The sequence below is a fragment of the Daejeonella sp. JGW-45 genome, from assembly GCF_029360805.1.
Lineage (GTDB): Bacteria > Bacteroidota > Bacteroidia > Sphingobacteriales > Sphingobacteriaceae > Daejeonella.
In genome coordinates, this window is record NZ_JARKNC010000010.1 from 455,244 (window position 1) to 475,943 (window position 20,700).

The 20,700-nt window shown below is 41.5% G+C and carries 17 protein-coding genes and 2 tRNA genes; 17 read left to right on the forward strand and 2 right to left on the reverse strand.

Annotation, left to right across the window (positions count from 1 at the left end):
- Nucleotides 1-11: 11 nt before the first annotated feature.
- Both der and era read right to left on the reverse strand, forming a co-directional pair.
- Nucleotides 12-1,313, reverse strand: a complete 1,302-nt coding sequence (gene der, locus P2W76_RS15570; protein WP_276348823.1) for a ribosome biogenesis GTPase Der — start codon at nt 1,311-1,313, stop codon at nt 12-14.
- Nucleotides 1,314-1,456: 143 nt separating this feature from the next.
- Nucleotides 1,457-2,335, reverse strand: coding sequence for a GTPase Era (gene era / locus P2W76_RS15575; protein ID WP_276348824.1), 879 nt, complete (start codon nt 2,333-2,335; stop codon nt 1,457-1,459).
- A 156-nt stretch (nt 2,336-2,491) separates the two neighbouring features.
- On the opposite strand from era, the gene P2W76_RS15580 reads away from it, so the two are divergent.
- The 17 genes from P2W76_RS15580 (at nt 2,492) to P2W76_RS15660 (ending at nt 20,698) form a co-directional block, all read left to right on the forward strand.
- Nucleotides 2,492-2,564 (forward strand) — tRNA-Met (locus P2W76_RS15580).
- 79 nt (nt 2,565-2,643) lie between these two features.
- Nucleotides 2,644-2,715, forward strand: a tRNA-Glu gene (locus P2W76_RS15585).
- A 253-nt stretch (nt 2,716-2,968) separates the two neighbouring features.
- On the forward strand, nt 2,969-4,192 hold the full coding sequence (locus P2W76_RS15590; RefSeq protein WP_276348825.1) for a site-specific integrase: 1,224 nt from the start codon (nt 2,969-2,971) through the stop codon (nt 4,190-4,192).
- A gap of 330 nt (nt 4,193-4,522) precedes the next feature.
- Nucleotides 4,523-5,344 carry a type IV toxin-antitoxin system AbiEi family antitoxin gene (locus P2W76_RS15595; RefSeq protein ID WP_276348826.1) on the forward strand — a complete coding sequence of 274 codons (822 nt, stop codon included), beginning with the start codon at nt 4,523-4,525 and terminating at the stop codon, nt 5,342-5,344.
- The gene (locus P2W76_RS15600) at nt 5,341-6,144 is read left to right on the forward strand and encodes a nucleotidyl transferase AbiEii/AbiGii toxin family protein (RefSeq protein ID WP_276348827.1); all 804 of its coding nucleotides are present in this window, start codon (nt 5,341-5,343) and stop codon (nt 6,142-6,144) included. The genes P2W76_RS15595 and P2W76_RS15600 overlap by 4 nt, the downstream gene beginning before the upstream one ends.
- Nucleotides 6,141-7,616: a class I SAM-dependent DNA methyltransferase gene (locus tag P2W76_RS15605; protein ID WP_276348828.1), complete on the forward strand. Its 1,476-nt coding sequence runs from the start codon at nt 6,141-6,143 to the stop codon at nt 7,614-7,616. The genes P2W76_RS15600 and P2W76_RS15605 overlap by 4 nt, the downstream gene beginning before the upstream one ends.
- Nucleotides 7,613-8,758 carry a restriction endonuclease subunit S gene (locus P2W76_RS15610; RefSeq protein WP_276348829.1) on the forward strand — a complete coding sequence of 382 codons (1,146 nt, stop codon included), beginning with the start codon at nt 7,613-7,615 and terminating at the stop codon, nt 8,756-8,758. Before P2W76_RS15605 ends, P2W76_RS15610 begins: the two co-directional genes overlap by 4 nt.
- Nucleotides 8,755-11,730: a type I restriction endonuclease subunit R gene (locus P2W76_RS15615; RefSeq protein WP_276348830.1), complete on the forward strand. Its 2,976-nt coding sequence runs from the start codon at nt 8,755-8,757 to the stop codon at nt 11,728-11,730. Before P2W76_RS15610 ends, P2W76_RS15615 begins: the two co-directional genes overlap by 4 nt.
- Before the next feature lie 314 nt (nt 11,731-12,044).
- Entirely contained in the window at nt 12,045-13,250 is a 1,206-nt protein-coding gene (locus P2W76_RS15620) for a hypothetical protein (RefSeq protein ID WP_276348831.1), read from the forward strand.
- Nucleotides 13,247-13,894 carry a hypothetical protein gene (locus P2W76_RS15625; RefSeq protein WP_276348832.1) on the forward strand — a complete coding sequence of 216 codons (648 nt, stop codon included), beginning with the start codon at nt 13,247-13,249 and terminating at the stop codon, nt 13,892-13,894. The genes P2W76_RS15620 and P2W76_RS15625 overlap by 4 nt, the downstream gene beginning before the upstream one ends.
- Nucleotides 13,891-14,262, forward strand: coding sequence for a hypothetical protein (locus P2W76_RS15630; RefSeq protein WP_276348833.1), 372 nt, complete (start codon nt 13,891-13,893; stop codon nt 14,260-14,262). Before P2W76_RS15625 ends, P2W76_RS15630 begins: the two co-directional genes overlap by 4 nt.
- Nucleotides 14,262-15,017, forward strand: a complete 756-nt coding sequence (locus tag P2W76_RS15635; protein ID WP_276348834.1) for an ImmA/IrrE family metallo-endopeptidase — start codon at nt 14,262-14,264, stop codon at nt 15,015-15,017. Before P2W76_RS15630 ends, P2W76_RS15635 begins: the two co-directional genes overlap by 1 nt.
- A 54-nt stretch (nt 15,018-15,071) precedes the next feature.
- Complete coding sequence (locus P2W76_RS15640) at nt 15,072-16,241, forward strand: hypothetical protein (RefSeq protein WP_276348835.1); 1,170 nt, start codon at nt 15,072-15,074, stop codon at nt 16,239-16,241.
- A 12-nt stretch (nt 16,242-16,253) separates the two neighbouring features.
- A complete protein-coding gene (locus P2W76_RS15645) occupies nt 16,254-18,098 on the forward strand; it encodes an ATP-binding protein (RefSeq protein ID WP_276348836.1) in 1,845 nt (614 codons plus the stop codon).
- Between the two features lie 187 nt (nt 18,099-18,285).
- On the forward strand, nt 18,286-18,822 hold the full coding sequence (locus P2W76_RS15650; protein WP_276348837.1) for a multiubiquitin domain-containing protein: 537 nt from the start codon (nt 18,286-18,288) through the stop codon (nt 18,820-18,822).
- Nucleotides 18,819-19,190 (forward strand): hypothetical protein, encoded by a 372-nt coding sequence (locus P2W76_RS15655; RefSeq protein ID WP_276348838.1) that lies wholly within the window; start codon nt 18,819-18,821, stop codon nt 19,188-19,190. The genes P2W76_RS15650 and P2W76_RS15655 overlap by 4 nt, the downstream gene beginning before the upstream one ends.
- On the forward strand, nt 19,187-20,698 hold the full coding sequence (locus P2W76_RS15660) for a ThiF family adenylyltransferase (RefSeq protein WP_276348839.1): 1,512 nt from the start codon (nt 19,187-19,189) through the stop codon (nt 20,696-20,698). Before P2W76_RS15655 ends, P2W76_RS15660 begins: the two co-directional genes overlap by 4 nt.
- Nucleotides 20,699-20,700: the final 2 nt, after the last annotated feature.

Sequence of the window (20,700 nt, forward strand, 5' to 3'; positions counted from 1 at the left end):
TAGGTTAAAAATTATTTCTGTCTGAAGTAAATCTGTACCGGGACCCCGCTAAAGTCAAAGTGCTCCCTGAGTTTGTTTTCAATAAAACGCTTATAAGGTTCCTTGATATATTGCGGCAAATTACAAAAAAATGCAAACATCGGAGATGAACCGTTGATCTGTGTTACATACTTGATCTTAACATATTTCCCTTTAACAGCAGGTGGTGGGTAGTTTTCAATGATCGGCAGCATCACATCGTTCAATTTTGATGTTGGTATCTTTTTAAGTTTATTCTCATAAACTTTCGATGCGGCTTCCAGTGATTTATATATCCTCTGTTTCTCTACAACCGATGTAAACACGATCGGCACGTCAGTGAAGGGAGCTATCTTATCCCTGATCTGTTCTTCGAACACACCGGTAGTCTTGGTGTTCTTTTCAATAAGATCCCATTTGTTCACCAGGATCACCACACCCTTTTTGTTTTTCTCGGCCAGGTGGAAGATGTTAATGTCCTGCGACTCGATCCCTTCTACCGCGTCGATCATCAGGATGATCACGTCGGCTTCTTCCAAAGCTTTGATAGTCCGCATAACCGAATAGAACTCAATGTTCTCCTTAACCTTGGTCTTCTTCCGCAAACCAGCAGTATCGATCAGCATGAACTCATGACCGAACTGGTTGTAATGAATATGGATGGAATCGCGTGTTGTGCCGGCAATAGGAGTTACAATATTTCTTTCTTTGCCGATCAGCGCATTGATCAGCGATGATTTCCCGACGTTCGGGCGGCCAACGATCGCATATTTAGGCAGCTGGTTCTCATTTTCTGGCTCATCTTCAAAGTGCTTAACGACTTCGTCGAGCAGCTCACCTGTGCCTGAACCCGACATGGCCGACAAGGAATAGATCTCTCCCAGGCCAAGGCTGTAGAAGATACTTGCATCGTTCAGACGCTGGTTATTGTCTACCTTGTTAACAACTACGAATACTGGCTTTTTACTGCGGCGCAGAAGCTTGGCGATATCATCGTCCAGGTCGGTAACGCCAGTCACTACGTCCACCATGAAAAGAATAACTGTGGCCTCTTCGATCGCGATAATAACCTGCTCGCGTATAGCAGTCTCAAACACGTCGTCAGAATGCGCCACATACCCGCCGGTATCTATTACTGTAAAGTTCCTATCAGTCCATTCTGCAGTTCCGTAATGCCTGTCACGCGTTACACCGCTATAGTCATCAACTATCGCTTTACGCGTTTCCGTCAGCCGGTTATATAATGTCGACTTACCTACGTTGGGGCGGCCTACTATTGCTACTATGTTACTCATTGTAATATGATAAAGGAACAAAGAACAAGGAGCAAAGACTGCATAAAGTCTAGGATTCTGAAGTTCATTCCTAATGTTTATTTTCGATATAATTTATTAAGGAACCGGGATCTATCCTTGTTCTTTGCTCTTTGTTCCTTGCTCTAGTCTTCGTATCCGAACGACTTCAAATAATTCTTCCTGTTCCTCCAATCCGGAATAACTTTCACGAACATCTCGAGAAAGACCTTCTTTTGCAAAAACTCTTCCATATCCTTGCGGGCATAGGTTCCTACTTTCTTTAACATTTCACCTGCCTTGCCGATGATGATATTTTTTTGAGAATCACGTTCCACAATAATTTCTGCACTGATGCGGGTGAGCTTGGGTTCTTCTTTAAAGGCTGTAATGATTACCTCGGTGCTGTATGGGATCTCTTTTTCGTAAAGTTTAAATACTTTCTCGCGGATGATCTCAGAAACAAAGAAACGTTCGTTGCGGTCGGTGAGGGCATCCTTTTCATAATAGGCCGGGTGCTCAGGAAGGTTATCCATAATGAACTGCATAACAGCGGGCACATTATGGTCGTGCAGGGCCGATACCGCAAAAACAGCTTTTGGCTTTAAGGTTTCTTCCCAGTAGGCAACCTTTTCCTTAACATACTCCTCCTGCGACTTGTCGATCTTGTTGATAACCACCGCAATAGGGGAGGTGGTTTTAGCCAGCTTTTCGAGCACGTCGTTCTCATCATATTTTTCATTGATGTCAGTGACGAACAGGATAATATCGGCATCGACCAGGGATCCATTGACGAAACTCATCATAGATTCCTGCATTCCGTACACCGGTTTTATAATCCCGGGTGTATCAGAAAATACGATCTGGTAATCATCTTCGTTCACGATGCCCAAAATCCGGTGACGGGTAGTTTGTGCCTTTGGAGTGACTATTGAAAGCTTTTCGCCAACCAAAGCATTCATAAGCGTGGATTTTCCTACGTTTGGCTTTCCGACAAGACTAACAAATCCGGCTTTATGAGACATGTAAAATTTATTTTGAAATTTATTTGGACTGCAAAGAAACGAAATATATCTTTGCAGTCCAATTTAAAAGCAACACAGGGACGTTCTTTAAGCTTAAAATTGTCGTGAATGTGGCCTTTGCCACCGAGCTTATAGCTCGTTAAAAACATAATACAGTGCGGGATGGAGCAGTTGGTAGCTCGTCGGGCTCATAACCCGAAGGTCGTCAGTTCGAGTCTGGCTCCCGCTACCTGAGAAGTAATACGTTATAAGTATTACGTTGTACGTGCCAACGTACAACGTACGACGTAAAACTTACGACTCAAAATGGCCCGTTCGTCTAGGGGTGAGGACGCCAGATTTTCATTCTGGAAACAGGGGTTCGATTCCCCTACGGGCTACGAAAAACAGTAACAAAAACGCTTAAAAGCCTGCAAATCAAACGATTGCAGGCTTTTTTGTTTTTTAAGATTTGCCAAAATATGCCTATTATTCGCATAATTCTGGTGAACGATACGGTGAACACTTTTTACACAAAATAATGTTCACCAGAAATGACATAATATCCTGACAATCAACATGTTTAACCATTAAACATCTTGCAGGACGCGGCGGCAAAGGGTAGTTTTGTTTCACCTTTTTAACCGTTTTATTATGTTCACCACATTCAATGTGCTTTTTTATCTTAAAAAGCGAAATCCAAATCAGACAGGCCCATTGCCGATTTCTTTAAGGATCGGCGTTAACGGGCAGCGTACAGAGGTATCTACCGGACGCACATGGGAAGCTTCCCGCTGGAACTCTCATGCCGGGAGAGCTCTGGGAACAAAAGAGGATGCCAAGGCACTAAATGCCTTTCTAGACACTTTGCAGGCAAAATTAAGCGGATGCCATCACCTGCTCACCGAAGCCGGGAAAGAGATCACCGCCGACAACCTGCGGGATATGCTCACCGGGAGGAAAAGGCAGCGGTCGAAAATGCTGCTCGATGTTTTTAAAGAGCATAACGACCGGATCGAAGCTTTGCTCGGCAATGGCTTTGAGCCGAACACGCTGAAAGGCTACCGGACTACCGTCAATCACCTGACCGCTTTTATCGGCTGGAAATTTAAAGCTGAGGATATCGAGCTGTACAAGCTGGATCATGCCTTTATTACGGATTTTGACTTCTACCTCCGCAGCGAATGCGGGATCAGCGGCGTATCAGGTGCCAAGTATATCAAAAACCTGAAAAAGATCGTCAACAGTGCCCTGGCACATGGCTGGCTGCCTAAAAATCCTTTCGCTAATTATAAATCGAAAGCAAAGGCGGGTGAGCGGGTTTTCCTGACCAAAGATGAACTGGAGAGAATGCATACTAAAGAAATCGCTATCGGAAGGATAGCCCAGGTGCGAGATATTTTTCTTTTCTGCTGTTATACCGGGCTAGCATATATCGACATAAAAAAGCTCAAGCGCTCAGAAATAGGCGTTGGAGTGGATGGTGAGACCTGGATCTTCACTACTCGACAGAAGACAGACACTTCTTCCCGTATTCCTTTACTAAGCCAGGCCCAGGAGATCCTGGACAAATACAAAGATCATCCCCAATGCGATGCGGACGGCGCCCTTCTGCCGGTGCTGAGCAACCAGAAGATGAACAGTTACCTGAAAGAGATCGCAGACACTTGCGGGATCACTAAAACGCTGACTTTTCATATCGCCAGGCACACGTTCGCGACTACAGTAACGCTATCCAATGGTGTACCGATTGAAACGGTCTCCAAGATGCTGGGGCATACGAATCTGAAAACGACCCAGCATTATGCGAAGATCCTGGATATTAAGGTGAGTGAGGATATGAAGATGCTCAGGAAAAAGCTGGCTCGAAACAGATAACAGAAGTCTCTTTTAACGGATAGTCGGGTAGTTTCCGATTATCCGTTCCTGTCGAAGCTGAACACACCAAGCCATTTTCATCGCGTAAGCAGCCAGAAGCGGATAGCCGGACGGGTGTCAAGGCCGGGCAAGCCGATGAACAATAATTATAAATTGCCCGCTCTGTATAGCCTTGACGCCTGTTCGGCATGGCTAAATTTGCGGAGGCGGTGAATTGGATTATTTTTCTTGCTTCTAATGGATAACAGCTCTTATCAATTTTTGCAAGTTTTCACAAAAGTGATTTATATTTCATATCATTGTAGTCAGGTTAAACCTGACCGTGTCGCTATGAGAAACAAGTATATCTCTACACAATCTAATGAACTCCTATCCTATTTTAATGAAAAGGATAGGTTCTGCTTTGGTTATGCAGAGGCTTTTAATGCTCTTCCTGAATCTAGCGAAAGTGCCGTGAAAGAACTACTAAGTGACATGACCAAAAGAGGGCTTCTAATGCGCTTAAAAGAGGGTGTTTATTATATCATACCCTATGAACAAGATGCTGAATCATTTATGCCTGACTGGCACTTGATACCGGAATTTATCGTAAAAGATGCTCAGTACTATATTGGTTACTATTCCGCTTTGCAAATTCATAACCTTATTACACAACCATCATTAAAGGAACAGATCGTTGTTTCTAAGCAGCTTAGACCTTCAGTGATTAAAATTAAGAACATTCCCTTTCAGTTTGTATACCATAATCCTGATCACTTCTTTGGCATGAAGAAGATTTGGATTGACAACTTCCACAAAGTACAATGTTCAGATCTTGAAAAAACGATTATCGACTGTTTATTTAAGCCGGATTATGCCGGAGGGATTGTTGAGATTGCAAGGGCACTTAGCTCTTCCTCGCCTCAAATTAAATTTGATAAGCTACTGGAATATGCAAATAGGTTCAAGTCACAGGCAGTGATCAAAAGGCTCGGTTTTCTCTTAGAGCTATTAGATATTGATAATCCTATCATCGAGAAGTTATTAGCAAGGAAAACAGCATCCTATGTTTTATTAGACACTGAATTACCTAAGTCAGGGAAAATGATAAGCAGGTGGGGCATTTATCAAAATCTGGAAACAGAAACTATTAAGTCCGCCATTTACACATGATTAAACCAGGAGAAATACAGCAAAAAGCAAGAGAAGCCGGGGTTCGAGATCAACAGATAGAAAAAGATTATGTGTTATCATGGATACTCAAAGGTATATCTCAACATACGCAACTCTCGAAAACTATTGTATTTAAAGGTGGGACTGTATTAAAGAAAATCTATTTCGAAAATTACCGCTTTTCAGAAGATCTGGATTTCACGCTTCTGGATGACAATATAACGAACGAGCAAATATTCACATGGTTTAAAGAAGCTTTTGAATATATAAGGGATGAAGCAAATATTCCCCTCGAAATAATAGACAATAACGAGCATGAGGATAGCGGAATAAACTTTTATATCAGCTATGTAGGGCCATTGGGAGGCCAGGGTAATAATAAAAGGGTAAAAGTAGACATTTCAAGAAGCGAGAAACTTGAATTTGAACCTGTCTCAAAACCTGCCTTTATTGATTATAGTGATTTGGAGGGCTACAGCCTTTTATGTTATCCACTGGAAGAAGTATTGATTGAAAAACTTCGTTCTGTGATGCAGCGAATGGCAGCAAGGGACTTTTATGATATCTGGTACTTATTGGTAGAACATGGAATGGAACCAGATTTTTACCTGCAGGAGTTCAGTAAGAAATGTGCTAGTAAAGGATTAGATCCTGCAGATTTCTATAAGAAGTTAATGGAACGGCTCCCACAATATAAAGGTCGCTGGAGAAGCTCTATGAGCGAGCAAATACAGAATTTGCCGGAATTCGATAAAATAGAAAGAGAGGTGCAACGACACTTAAGGAAGATGAAATTATGACACAGAAACAATTAGAAGTTTACTTATGGGGTGCAGCAAATATTCTTAGGGGAATGATTGATGCCGCTGACTTTAAACAATATATATTTCCTTTACTTTTTTTTAAACGCATTAGTGATGTATGGGATGAGGAATATGAGGCTGCATTACAGGAATCGGGTGGAGATATCACGTATGCAGAATTCAGAGAAAACCATTGGTTTGATATTCCATCCGGGTGCCATTGGAAAAACATCCGTAATAGATCTGTGGACGTAGGCAAGCATTTACAAAACGCATTACGTAAAATAGAAAATGCCAATTTTGAGCAATTGCATGATGTGTTTGGTGATGCCCAATGGACAAATAAAAGACGGATGAGTGATGAAAAGATGCTTAATTTAATTGAACACTTTTCTAAAATGGATTTGAGTTTAAAAAATGTCCCTCATGATATTATGGGTGAAGGATACGAATACTTAATTAAGAAATTTGCAGACGATAGCGGGCATACGGCTGCAGAATTTTATACCAATCGAACTGTGGTGAAACTCATGACTATGATTACCGATCCGCAGCCTGGCGAAGCTGTCTATGACCCCACATGTGGAAGTGGTGGTATTCTACTGAATAGCGCATTACATTTAAAAGAGCAAAAGAAAGAGTATCGTACATTAAAATTATACGGTCAGGAACTGAACCTGATTACATCTGCGATAGCACGCATGAATATGTATATGCACAATGTAGATGAGTTTCAGATTGTACAGGGAGATACATTGGATAATCCTCAACTGCTAGAAAGCGATGAATTGAGAAAATTCGAGGTCATTATGGCGAATCCGCCTTATAGTATAAAAAGATGGAATCAGCAAAAATGGATGAACGATCCATTTGGCCGAAATATATGGGGAACACCGCCACAAGGATGTGCAGACTATGCTTTTCAGCAGCATATCATTAAAAGTCTAAAACCTGATACCGGCAGATGCGTAGTGCTGTGGCCGCATGGGGTTTTATTTAGGGATTCTGAAAGTGAATTGCGAAAAAAGATGATTGAGGCAGACCTTGTGGATGCAGTGATCGGATTAGGTAAAAACCTATTTTATAATAGCAGTATGGAAAGCTGCTTGCTGATTTGCAGAATGAAAAAGACAAAGGAGCGGAAAGGGAAAATTATTTTTATAGATGCGAAAGAAGAAATTAGACTTGAGCGAAGCACAGCTTATTTAAAAGACGAGCACTTGAAAAAAATTTCTGAAACATTTCACAAGTTTAAAGATGTTCAGGGTTTTGCAAAAGTTGTCAGTAATGAAATTGTTTTGAATGAACTACATGGGAATCTCAGTATTCAACTTTTTGTAAAACAAGCGAGCAATGACGACGGACATGAAATTGACCACCTTCTGGAATTGGCTAGGAATAATCAGATGGAGATGAATTCAAATATTAATGACTTATTCAAAAAGCTTAAAAATTTAGGTATAGAATGAATAAGTTGAATAAAGAAAAATGGAAGAAGGTTTTTTATGGTGATTATGTTGACCATATAGAAGTTAATGAAACCAATCCTGATAAACGATATACTGCAAGATATGTAAGTGTCGAGCACATTGAGACGGGTAAATTTAAAATTGAGAATTGGATAAGTGAAGAAATGCCGACTTTTTCTAGAACATTTAAAGCTGGCCAGATTTTGTTTGGAAAAAGAAGAGCGTATCAAAGGAAAGTTGCAATTGCCGACTTTGCAGGCATTTGCTCTCCGCATATTTGGGCACTAGAAGCTAAAAAGGAATTGCAACAGGATATTTTGCCATATATTATGCTAACTGATAATTTCTATGAATATGTAAATGCAAATTCAGCGGGAACAATGTCCGTTTATTTAAAATGGCCACAGCTTTCAAAATATCGATTTCTACTTCCCTCTGCTGAAGATCAAAAACAATTAGTTCAATTATTTCAATGTATTGAAATTACTATTGATCAAACAGATCAACAGGAAAAGGATTTAAGGTCACTGCAAAAGAGATTAGTTGACGGATTATTAAATAGAGAGCCTGAGTTTGGAAATTTATTAAATGCTAGGAATTGCGATCTGACGACTTTTGATGAAATAGCAGAATGTGATAAAAAATATCCTGAACATAGTAAAATGGTTGAGCGGTTTGTGGGATTAGAAAATATTGAATCCGAAGATTTCCAGATCAAAGGCTTTGGTTTAATTTCAAATGGAACCACGTTTACCAAGAGGTTTACAAAAGGGGATATATTATTTGGTAAAAGAAGAGCCTATCTAAACAAAGTTGCTATCGCAAATTTTGACGGTATTTGCTCAAACGATATTTTGGTAATAAGAGCAAAATCCGAAAAAATGCTTCAAGGATTATTACCCTTTTATATTTCTGCCGACACCTTCATACAACACGCAGTAAGCACTTCAGCAGGTTCTCTTTCGCCAAGAACCAAATGGAAAGATTTAGCTATTTTAGAAATAGCTGTACCTGACTTGCGGGCACAGAAAAAAATACTGGAAGTATTTGAGCAACTCCAAAAAACATTAGAACAAATTAAAACCCAGAAACAAATCTTGAAGCATCTTAAACAAAAACTTTTAAATGAACTATTAGGATGAATTTCAACGAACTCAACAGCGTAGAACATTTTATTATCCATCGACTTACCGGTGTAAATCTCAATGGGGTGCAGTCAGGTATAGTGGCAGAAGATCCTGTTGAGTACGACACCGTCAAATGGAAATATCTTCAAAGCGAATTATTGCAACGTAATGTAGATGATGTACTGCTTGAGAACGAGCTAACAGATGCATTATGTCGTTTGAATCCTGAAATAGCAACCAAGCCGGAAAGGGCCGAAGAAATAATACATAAGCTCCGGGCTATTTTAATTACCGTAAACAATATTGGCCTTGTTCGTGCCAATGAAGAATTTGCAAAATGGTTAAGAGGAGAAGTAAGTTTACCTTTTGGTAATGAGGAACATCATATTCCCATCCGCCTTATCGATTTTGAAAACAAAAAGAATAACTCTTATATACTTTCTAATCAGCTTTCTATTAGGGCAAGAGAAACCAAGATACCGGACATTGTATGTTATGTTAACGGTATCCCATTAATAATAGGTGAAGCCAAAACACCGGTAAGGCCGGCAGTAAGTTGGCTTGATGGTGCTCACGATATTCATGTTATTTATGAGAATGCTATTCCTCAGTTATTTGTACCTAATATTTTATCATTTGCCACTGAAGGAAAAGAATTATTTATTGGGGCCGTTCGTACGCCATTGGAATACTGGACTCCTTGGCGGGTGGAAAATGAAAAAGATGAACTGGAACATTTTGCCGGACTAAACGATGTGGGCAAACAGCTCACTCATTTGCTTAAACCATCTACCCTGCTCGACATATTACAGCATTACACGGTTTATGCAACCAATAATCAAAAAAGAAAAATAAAAGTAGTTTGTCGTTACCAGCAATATGAGGGAGCTAATGCAATAGTACAAAGAGTGCTGGAAGGAAAAATAAAGAAGGGTTTGATATGGCATTTTCAGGGTTCAGGTAAATCGCTACTGATGTTGTTTGCCGCACAAAAGCTTCGTAAGCTCGAAGCATTAGGCAATCCTACAGTAATGATTGTAGTGGACAGGATTGATTTGGACACACAAATCACCGCAACATTCAACACTGCCGATGTTCCAAATATGCTTACCACCGACAGCATTAAAGAACTTCACGATTTATTAGAAGCTGATACTCGTAAAATCATTATCACGATGATTCATAAGTTCAAAGATGCTTATGTCGACATGAACAAACGGGATAATATCATTGTGATGGTGGATGAAGCACATCGTACTCAGGAAGGAGATTTAGGTAGAAAGATGAGGGCGGCTTTGCCCAATGCATTCTTATTTGGTTTAACCGGAACACCGATTAATAAGGCAGACAAAAATACTTTTTGGGCTTTTGGTGCGGAACAGGATGCCGCAGGTTATATGAGCCGTTATACTTTCCAGGAGAGCATTCGCGATAAGGCAACACTGCCTTTGCACTTTGAACCCCGATTGCCCAATTATCATATCCGTAAAGAAGATTTAGACACCGCTTTTAAGGAACTTACTAATGATTTAGGAGACGAAGACAGGAATACATTAAGCCAAAAGGCAACTAATATGAACGTGTTTTTGAAATCTCCTGAAAGGGTAAGAGCAATAGTAAAAGATATTGCAGAACATTACACAAGACATGTAGAACCGGAAGGATTAAAGGCGATGATCGTAACACCCGACCGTTTTGCCTGCATTCAATATAAAGAAGAACTAGATAGCTGGTTCCCTGCTGAAGCGAGTGAAGTGGTCATCAGTACCTCTGCTAATGACAGTTTTGAGTTTAAACAACGTTGGGGTATGGATAAAGACCAGCAAGAAAAAGTAGTAGAGAAATTCAATGATCCTGATTCACCTTTAAAGTTCATTATTGTTACGGCGAAGCTGCTTACGGGCTTTGACTCGCCGATCTTGCAAACTATGTACCTCGATAAATCCTTAAAAGACCATACCCTCTTACAGGCAATTTGTAGGACTAATCGTTTGTTTCCAAATAAAACATTCGGAAGAATAGTAGATTATTTCGGTGTGTTTGATAATACTGCGAAAGCATTGGCCTTTGACGAAGAATCAATAAAGGCCGTTATTACTAATTTACAGGAGTTAAGAGACAAACTTCCGGAACTGGTACTAGTATGTTTATCCCATTTCTTTAATATAGACAGAAGCATTATTGGCTTTGAAGGGCTACAGGCAGCACAGGATTGTATTAATACGAATGAAAAGCGGGATGCCTTTGCTAAAGATTTCAGTGGGTTATCAAAATTATGGGAGGCTCTTTCACCAGACGAGGTATTAAATCAATTTCAAAAGGACTATAAATGGCTTTCTCAGGTTTATACTTCTGTTAAACCAACATCAAGCGATAATGGGAGGTTGCTATGGCATGCTTTGGGAGCACAAACTACCAAACTTATACATGACCACATCGTTGTTTCCGGTATAACAACAGATATGGAGGAGATGATTTTGAACGCGGAAGTGATAGATGATTTAATGAATAAGAAAGATCCAAGACAAGCCCAAAAACTGGTAAAAGTTTTAAATAGCCGCCTGACAAAGCATAAAGGCATTTTGCAGTTCAAAGAATTAAGCGAACGATTAGAAGAACTCCGCGATAAAGCGGAAAGAGGATTAATTAATTCGATTGATTTTATAAAAGAACTTTGTCAGATCGCAAAAGAAACATTGCAAGCGGAGAGAGATACAGATTCTAAAGAGGAGCAAAAAAATGCCAAAACCGCTTTAACAGAACTGTTTCTTCAAATGAAAACCGATAAAACTCCAGCTATAGTGGAAAGAATTGTGAATGATATTGATGAAATCGTAAGAATTGTACGTTTTGATGGATGGCAACACTCCACAACCGGTGAGAAGGAAGTTAAACGCGAACTTAGAAAGATCTTGTGGGTAAAATATGTAATTAAGGATGAAGAACTTTTTAATAAGGCGTACGAGTATATTAAAGAATATTATTAGGATACAGCTATTTCACTGAGAGTTGTCAGCAACATTGGATCAAAATGTGTTAGCATTGTGCTTATTATAAATTGAATAGTGTCATCCATTTTCATCGCGTAAGCAGCCAGAAGCGGATAGTCGGACGGGTGTCAAAGCAGGGCATGCGATAAAATGATAAGCTTCCAGCTCTGTATAGCCTTGACACCTGTCCGGTGTGGCTAAAGAGAGACTGTAGCATGTAACATACTGGGAATCAATTAAATTTTTAATTTTATTTAAAAATTCACTCTTATAGAAAAGAATGGGGAATTTTATTTAAGTCATTTTATATAGTGGAAACAAGCCAAACTGGTTCTAACATTAAATTAAAACCTATTCATCCATTTGCAGCCAGGATGGCTCCTGAAATTGCTTTTGAAGCATTGGAAGGATTGCCAAAAGAATCAATCATTCTGGATCCAATGACTGGATCAGGTACAGTTTTGCGGACAATATCGGAATTAGGATATAATGGTATTGGCTTTGATATAGATCCCTTATCTGTGCTTATGGCCAAAGCCTGGACGATCCCAATTAATGAAAAGTTTTTTTTGCAAAAAACTGATCAAATTCTGATTAAGGCAAATAGGCTAACAGAAACATCCATTCACTTACCTTGGATTGACGATGATAATAATACAAAGGACTTTATACGCTTTTGGTTCGGACCAAAACAGATCACCGATTTGAGGAAATTGAGTTGTATTGTCAACCAATACAAATACGGATATGCTTCCTTGTACAAAATTGCACTGAGTAGATTAATTATTACTAAAACTCGGGGAGCCTCATTGGCGGCCGACGTTTCACATAGTAGGCCACATCGAGTAAGGGAAACGAATGACTTTGATGTCTTCAAAGAATATGAAAAATCGTGCAGAAAGATTTCTAGGATATTGAATGATAATTCGCGTGAGGGCACTATAAAAGTAAAAAAAGGTGATGCGAGAAAATTGCGTCTAAAAAGCAGTTCTGTTGACTGTATAATCACATCGCCGCCGTACTTAAATGCACTTGATTATATGAGGGGCCATAAATTATCACTGGTGTGGCTTGGACATAGCATAGGAGAATTGTCTTCTATCAGGAGTACTAGTGTTGGTTCAGAGAAAGCACCAGAAGCATCATCAAATATTAGCATAGCAAAAGAAATCACTAAAAATATAACTGGTATTACAGAGCTGCCTCCTAAAAAGATCAACATGGTTTATCGTTATGCACTTGACATTCATAATATCTTAAAAGAGTCAGCTAGAGTATTGAAACCTGAATGTAAAGCAACATTTGTCGTAGGAAACTCTTGTCTGCAAGGAATTTATATCGAAAATACTAGTATTGTCAAAGAAGCTGCCGGCAGGTTCGGACTGAAACTTGTTAAAAGTGAAGAGCGGGAGATTCCGGAAAATAAACGCTATCTGCCTCCTCCAAATGCGGGAGAGCAATCAGTTCTGAGCAAACGTATGAGGACAGAAGCTGTGATGACTTTTGTTAAGCAATGAAAATAGTAAAAGCTACTCCTAAAGAACTTGCATTGCATCAGGCGGTCACAGACCGAAGTGATACAGCATTACTAAAATTGTACGACCTGTACGGGGAAAGCATCATTCGAAAACTAAAAAGCTGGTACTCCAAGCTAGCTGCTAAAAATGATGATTCTATACCAGCGGCAGTCAATGAGGCATTCTTAGGATATTATAACAATCCTGCCACATTTAACCCGCAGATAAGTTCTTTGGAGAGATTCTTAGAAATGGCCGCTGAGCGCGACCTCAAGAACGACATCGAGCGAGAAAAGGATCAGGAAGGAAAAGAAAATTTGCCTGATGGTGTCGAACTTCAGGCAAATTTCTGGAATAGCCTGAAAAAGGATCAGACCGCCACCGATCAGAGAATAATTCATAAAGAAACAATAGCGGCAGTTGATCAAGAACTGGGTTTGCACTTTAAAACAGATCAGGACCTTACGCTTGCTAAGATGGTTTTAAGCCGGGAGAGGGAAACAGGTCCATATGCCGAAGTGTTAGAGATTGGAGAGCTTACTACAGAGGAACAAAAGGCAGAAGTCAAAAAGCACAAGGATCGGATCAAAAAAATTCTGGAAAGACACGGGGTGGAAGCGAAACTTAAAAAACTACTTCAATGAACGACAAAATAAAACTGTTTGAAATGGCAAATAAGAAGCTTGCTAATGACAGCGGGTTCATTGCTTATTATCTGAAAAAATACCAGGAACTGGAAAGTGTTTCGGCAAATGCTATATGTTCGGAACTAAACTGTTCGGAAGAGAATTACCTAAGACTATCCCTGTGTAAAACTCCAGATGCATATGCAGAAGATTTCAGTACAAGAATCAATGACATAAGCCAGCATACTGGCGTGTCTCCTTTTGGGCTAAGCAAGATCATAAAAAGAGTTGCTAATATTCTTAAACTCTCCGAGAATGTCAGTCCTGCTTTCCTTATGGCTGCACGCGACAAAAAGCGGAATAATGATAATGACAAGTCAAACTAATGCAGATTGTTAAGCCTCATATCGTAAACATTGCTAGTAATTTTTGGAAAAAGGCTGGGTTAGGTAAAACTCAGCCGGTAGACATAAAGGGAGCGGTGTATTTAACGCTTCCAGTAGATGTGGTCGATGACATACCGGAACTGAGCCTAAGAAAAATAGAAAAGTGGCTTATCCAACGAAACATTCCTATCTCGATTGATATTGACGATCGTGAAATTCATGGATTCATCCTTACCGCTAATAGTTGTGGCTTTATCTTTATAAATGCAACCGATCCTGAAGAGGAAAGGAGATATACCCTGGCGCATGAGCTCAGCCATTTTATTCTGGATTATAAGATACCCCGAGATCGTGCTATCGGGAAGCTAGGAACAGCTATCCTGGAAGTTTTAGATGGTCATCGGGAACCATCACTTGCCGAGAGGATAGATGGCGTACTAACCGCTATTGAAATAAAGCCTTACACACACCTTTTGGAAAAAAAGGGTGATGGGTCTTTTGAAAGTATGCGGGTGTTCGAGGCGGAAACCGAAGCTGATATGTTGGCCCTGGAACTGATAGCTCCTTGCGCCAAAGTCGTAAAAGCCGCAAAGAACGGAAAAAGCAAACCTGCTTTTTCTGAATTCAGGAGTAATTGCCACAAAGTCCTGAAAGAAACATATGGTCTGCCGGGATCTATTATTGAAGAATATGCTTCACGGATCGCCTATGCAACCACGGGGGGTCCATCACTTTTGACCAAACTTGGATATTGATGTCGAACTTTCGCAAAGTTGACGGAATAGAGTGGCATAACAATAATATTGCTCATGGCTGAGGAAGAAGAAACAATAAACCCAGACGAAACAGCATCGTTAGACGACTTCAAAAAAGCCTATGGAGAGAATTTTTCCGATACCATAGACATCGATACGTGGAGAGTGGGAGAAAATCTCGCAGAGCTCTATCCTTTGATCGAGAGTGAAATTCTTTCTTCGAAAAAGGATGAATTAAAGCACCACAAAACCTTACGTGATGATATATTCGTTCGGATTAAGGAAAAGGCCCGCGTCCCACACGCAGGTTTGCATTCAGACATTGACATAGATATCATCCAGAAAATCCACAGAGGATTTCTCTTCAACGGTGCGGTTACTGCCTGTGGAAGTGTTAGTGCGGTATACAATTCAGTGCCCATATCAATTACTCAAATTGGCGTATGCCTGGTAACCTATCAGGGGCAGCATGGAAGCTATTCACACCGGCTCTTCAGAAGGGATTTGCGCTATAAGAGTGATGATCCGATAAAAGAGGCATTAAATCTTATTGAAAAACGACAAAGTAGTAGTGACAAATCCGGAATGAGCACATTGGCTATTCGGGGTATAAAAACGTATGCAGAATGTGCAATTTTGCTAGATAAATCTGAGTCCAACTGGCTACTTGGCGCAGGCTCTCCTACGCCTTATGAGATGATGACAGGCTTTTGGGCTAGCAGGCCTGAGATGAAGGATAAATCAATCGCCTTGATGCAAAAGATGATACTCAGCCATCAACGCTTCGTTTATGTGCAGAACAGTTCTCGGAATCAATTGCTATGGACATTCGGAAATGCGCTGAATCCATATGAGTTTCTGGTAATAGATACGATGGAAGACAACCTGACACAAATGGTAGAGCTCGGTGGCACGAGAGGTGAATTCAGGCAATCCTATGAAAAATTCGCAAAAGAAGTGGGGGCAAAGATTGCATATGGAGTATACCGGGTTTCTCAATACTCACAACCCCAAATATTCTATTGCCACGTGGATCACGTACAGACGGCCGCCTTGATTGCGATGGCAGACGGTGCGTTACAATTGCATAAAGGATCGCCTATGCTTCTGGACTTAGCAGACAACCTTTGCCAGACGGCATTTGGTAAGAATGACTTTGTTGCATCCATAGATCAGGCACACGCAAAAGCAGATGTCAACCTTCGAGGGAATAATAACATATAAGATACCTATCCGATGAACGAGAACGAGCATATAAAAACTGATGATCAGCCAAGCCGCGATGAAATTCTACAGCGGGAGATTGATGCAAATGGAGGAGAATGGAAAGACGATCCCAATTGTGTAGGTGCTGCTGGAATGACAATGTTTGATTCATCCAGTAGCCAGGATAATTTGATCACCGTACTTCTGCCAAAGCAGAACGTAAGAACCATAGGAGCACATTCTCTGGTCGAGATCAGGAGTCGAACAGATCAAAATGGTGGTGATGGAAGGAAATATCGTGGGATAGTCGTAGCTGGTCCTTTTCACGAGCCTGATGGTATTAAGGCAGATGCTCCGATGATCATTACTACTACGATTCATGGGGCTATTTTTATGCCGAATTTTCACGGCAAAGTCTATGTCGAATTAATCGGAGAGTTGAAGGATGGGGCAGTTGTACCTCCAAAGTTTCGTCCTTTACCCAATAGCCCAGTCTTTGTGCTTAGCAATGATGAAACAGGAGCGGCACTGAATGTGGCGGCTGATCCAGGCATAACTATGGGTATGGCTATCGGACATGATAATATAGAAGTCCAGATACCATCAGATAAAAAGACGGTTCTTCCTCGCCATATAGGCATCTTAGGTACAACAGGTGGCGGAAAATCAACTACGGTATCAGGATTGATGGCTCAATTCCAACAAAAGAACGTAGCCACAATTGTTATCGATACAGAAGGTGAATACACCCAAGTGGATCGTCCAGCTGAGAACGCCAACATGAAGAAAATTCTTGAGAAGCGGGAAATTGCTAACCAGGGAATCAAAAATATTAAAGTATTTAGCCTCATAGGTAGAGACACACGGGCAGAAAAACCCACTGCAATTGCATCGTTCACAATTAAATTTTCGCGACTTTCACCATACGCAGCAGTGGATATAATGGGACTTACAGAGGCACAGTTTGGGAGGTTTTTCAAAGCATATGATGCTGCAAAAAAAATCCTGAAAGAATTGCAGATATATCCAAAGAAGGGACAGGAAAGAGAGTCCTTGGAAATTGACGAGCTAGAAACTGGATATCCGGAACTCACTCTCACACTGCTCATAGATGTAGCAGGCCTGATATTAAATCAGGTTGCTAAAGACACCTCGTCTATTATCAGAACGTCCTTCATGAAGGAAGACGGGAGAAACCCTAAGATTGATGTTATAATCGAAACAGTGGCTAAGAGTACCGACAATGATAGCAGTTGGAAAGCCTTACTAGGTAAATTGTGGCAGCTGGATAGAACAAAAGTTTTTGATCAGAATGGGGCGTATGAAATCCCATTTGAGGAATTAATAAAACCTGGTGTTGTATCTATAATAGACTTGCATGATTCGGACTCCAGTATTGTCAACAATATTGTGATCGCAACACTATTGCGAGGAGTACAACGGGCACAAGAGGAAGCATACGAAAAAGCAATTGAAGAAAAGAGAAATCCAACCCCCGTCTCGATCATAATAGAAGAAGCGCATGAATTCCTCTCACGTGAGCGAATTGCAAAAATGTCAAATCTGTTTGAGCAGGTAGCACGAATAGCCCGCAGAGGAAGGAAAAGATGGTTAGGGTTGGTTTTCGTGACACAACTGCCACAACATCTACCGGATGAAGTGTTGGGATTGATTAATAGCTTTATTTTGCATAAAATAAACGATGCAGCAGTAATCAGCCGGCTGAAAAGATCTATAGGAGGTGTGGATGACAACCTTTGGAATCGTTTGCCAAGTCTGGCACCGGGTCAGGCTGTTGTTTCCACACCAAGTTTAACACGTCCGCTATTGGTTGCCATGGATCCCTCCCCTTGCAAGCTTCTTTTAGTTGAATAAATAAATTTCTTCTTTCCTCTGTCGAACTTTCGGCAGATGCTCGGAATAGGTCACTAGAAAGCAATTCTATGTGGCCTTTTTCTTTTATACCATTTTCTCCACTGGCTAACCCGAAGACCGGGTTTGCCGAAAAGCCACAGCGGATTGCAATCAGCCCATTTCGAACACATTTTAAATTTATATAACAATGACAGACAAGAACAATCCGGCCAATGAAGCCGAGATCATTGATCTGGAAGCCTACACCAGGTCAGACAAACAAGTCCCTGTAGGTAAAAGGTACAAAGTAAGGATTGACGGAGAAGATTACGTGTTCGACCACGCGATCGTTACTCGGGAAGAAGTATTGCAGAAAGCGCAAAAGAGTCCTGTAGAATGCTTCAGCTTGTACCTGAAGCTCAAAGGCTGCGATTTTGAGTTGATTCGTCCGCACCAGGAAGAGAATCTCGCAGAAGGCGGGGTTGAACACTTCATTACCAAGCCACCGATGGTGTATCACTATTTAGTGGATTCCGACCCCGAGACGACTGAGGCTCAGGAAATGACTCCAAACCAGATCCTGGCCGACTCAGGGCATACCCCGTTAGCGGAGTATTACCTTGTGCAGATCAACCCCGATGGCAGCCAGACATCTTATGAGCAGACCCCGGAAAAGCCGATCCGGATGAAATGTCCGGCCATGAAGTTTTCAGCCATTTTCAAAGGTGAAACTCCTGTATCATGAGCAACGCAAAAACAGAGTTCATTAGTCAGCTGCAGGCTCTCGGATATACTGCCCGGGAGCTTGCGCATGATTTCGTAGCATTCGACTACGAGATCACAGTCGGAAGATTCATCGGGCAGAAGGTGGAGCTGGCTTTCCAGCTGAATGTTCCATTTCCGATGAATGCTCCCGGAGGTCCGCACTTTAAGCCGCTGCTTCTGCCAAAAACAGGTGGTGGAGGGCAACATCCCTTTGGTGCCATTCACGACAGTGCAATAGGACCCGAATGGGAATACTGGAGCCGTCCGTTCGCTCGATGGAACGAGACCGATAAGACCGTCAAAACCTACATGTCTCACATTCGCCACCTTTTACACACTATTCCATGAAACAATTTACAGTAACTATCACAGACAACGTTAACCAGCAGCTCCTGGATCACCTTCTGCGGGAGGATGGACAGGAAGACCTGTGTTTCGCCATCTATGCGCCAAGCAACGGCAATATCCGCAGCGGGGCAATCGTAGCCGAGCTGATCCTGCCATTGGAAGGTGACCGGGTTGTACATGGCAATGTGGGGTTCATGCCGGCATACTTTGAAAGAGCCTTGCAGGTCGCCCGGAAGAAAAAAGCAGGCCTGGCGTTTCTGCATTCACACCCTGTACCGGGATGGCAGGGAATGAGCCAGGATGATATAGTAGCCGAAACCAGGATGGCTCCTACCGTAATGGGAGCGACCGATCTGCCTCTTCTGGGATTAACTGCTGGGACTGACGGAGCCTGGAGTGCCCGTTTTTGGTTAAAAGATCAGGCACAAAAACGGAAATTTGAGCGATACTGGTGTCAGAGCGTGAAAGTGCTGGGTAAAGGGCTGAGCATTACCTTCAATGATGCCCTGCTAAAGCCCACCTTCGATAAAGAGAAGCAGCTGCGCACGATCTCTGCCTGGGGCTCAGCAACTCAGGAAGACCTGTCCCGGCTAAAGATCGGCATTGTCGGTCTTGGAAGTGTCGGCAGCATCGTGGCCGAAATTCTGGCCCGTACAGGTATTTCGAACTTCGTACTGATCGACTTCGACCTCGTGGAAGAAAAGAACCTTGACCGGCTGACCAATGTGTTTAAAGACCACATCGGCCGGCAAAAAGTGGAAGTGATTAGAGAAGCCATTCTACGAAGCGCCACAGCTCCCCGGGTCACCGTAGAGGCATGTCCCTACAGCATTTGTGAGAAAGAGGGCTACTACGCCGCACTTGATTGTGATATCCTGTTCAGCTGTGTAGACCGTCCGTGGCCAAGGCAGGTGATCAACTTCATTGCCTATGCGCACTTGGTACCGGTGATTGATGGCGGTATCCTAGTTCGTACAAACAGGAACAATACGGCTTTAGCCGGAGCTGACTGGAAAGTGCAGACCGTGGGATATAAACGTCCCTGCTTGGAATGCCTTGGTCAATACAAAGCGGAAAACGCTACCTTAGAACAATCTGGTATGTTAGATGACCCTTCCTATTTAAAAGGACTGGATAAAGCATCTTTTATCAATGCACATGAGAACGTATTTGCCTTCAGTTCTAATCTTGCCTCCCTCGAAGTTTTGCAGATGTTGAGTCTCTTCACCCAGCCATCAGGCATTGCAGACGTTGGTCAGCAAATGCATCATTTTGTAATTGGGAGAATGAATGTTATTACGAATAATTGTCATGAGAATTGTTTCTTTCTCAGTATTGTAGGAAAAGGAGATTCTACTGGGATAGAAGTATATGGAGAACATAAAGTGGCAGAAGAAACCAGGAAGAGATTTATAAATTCTATAGCTTCGCCTAAGGAATCGGTCGGCTTTATCAATAAAATAAAGGAGAGCCTCCGTCGGTTTTTCCGTAATGTTGAATTGTATTGATA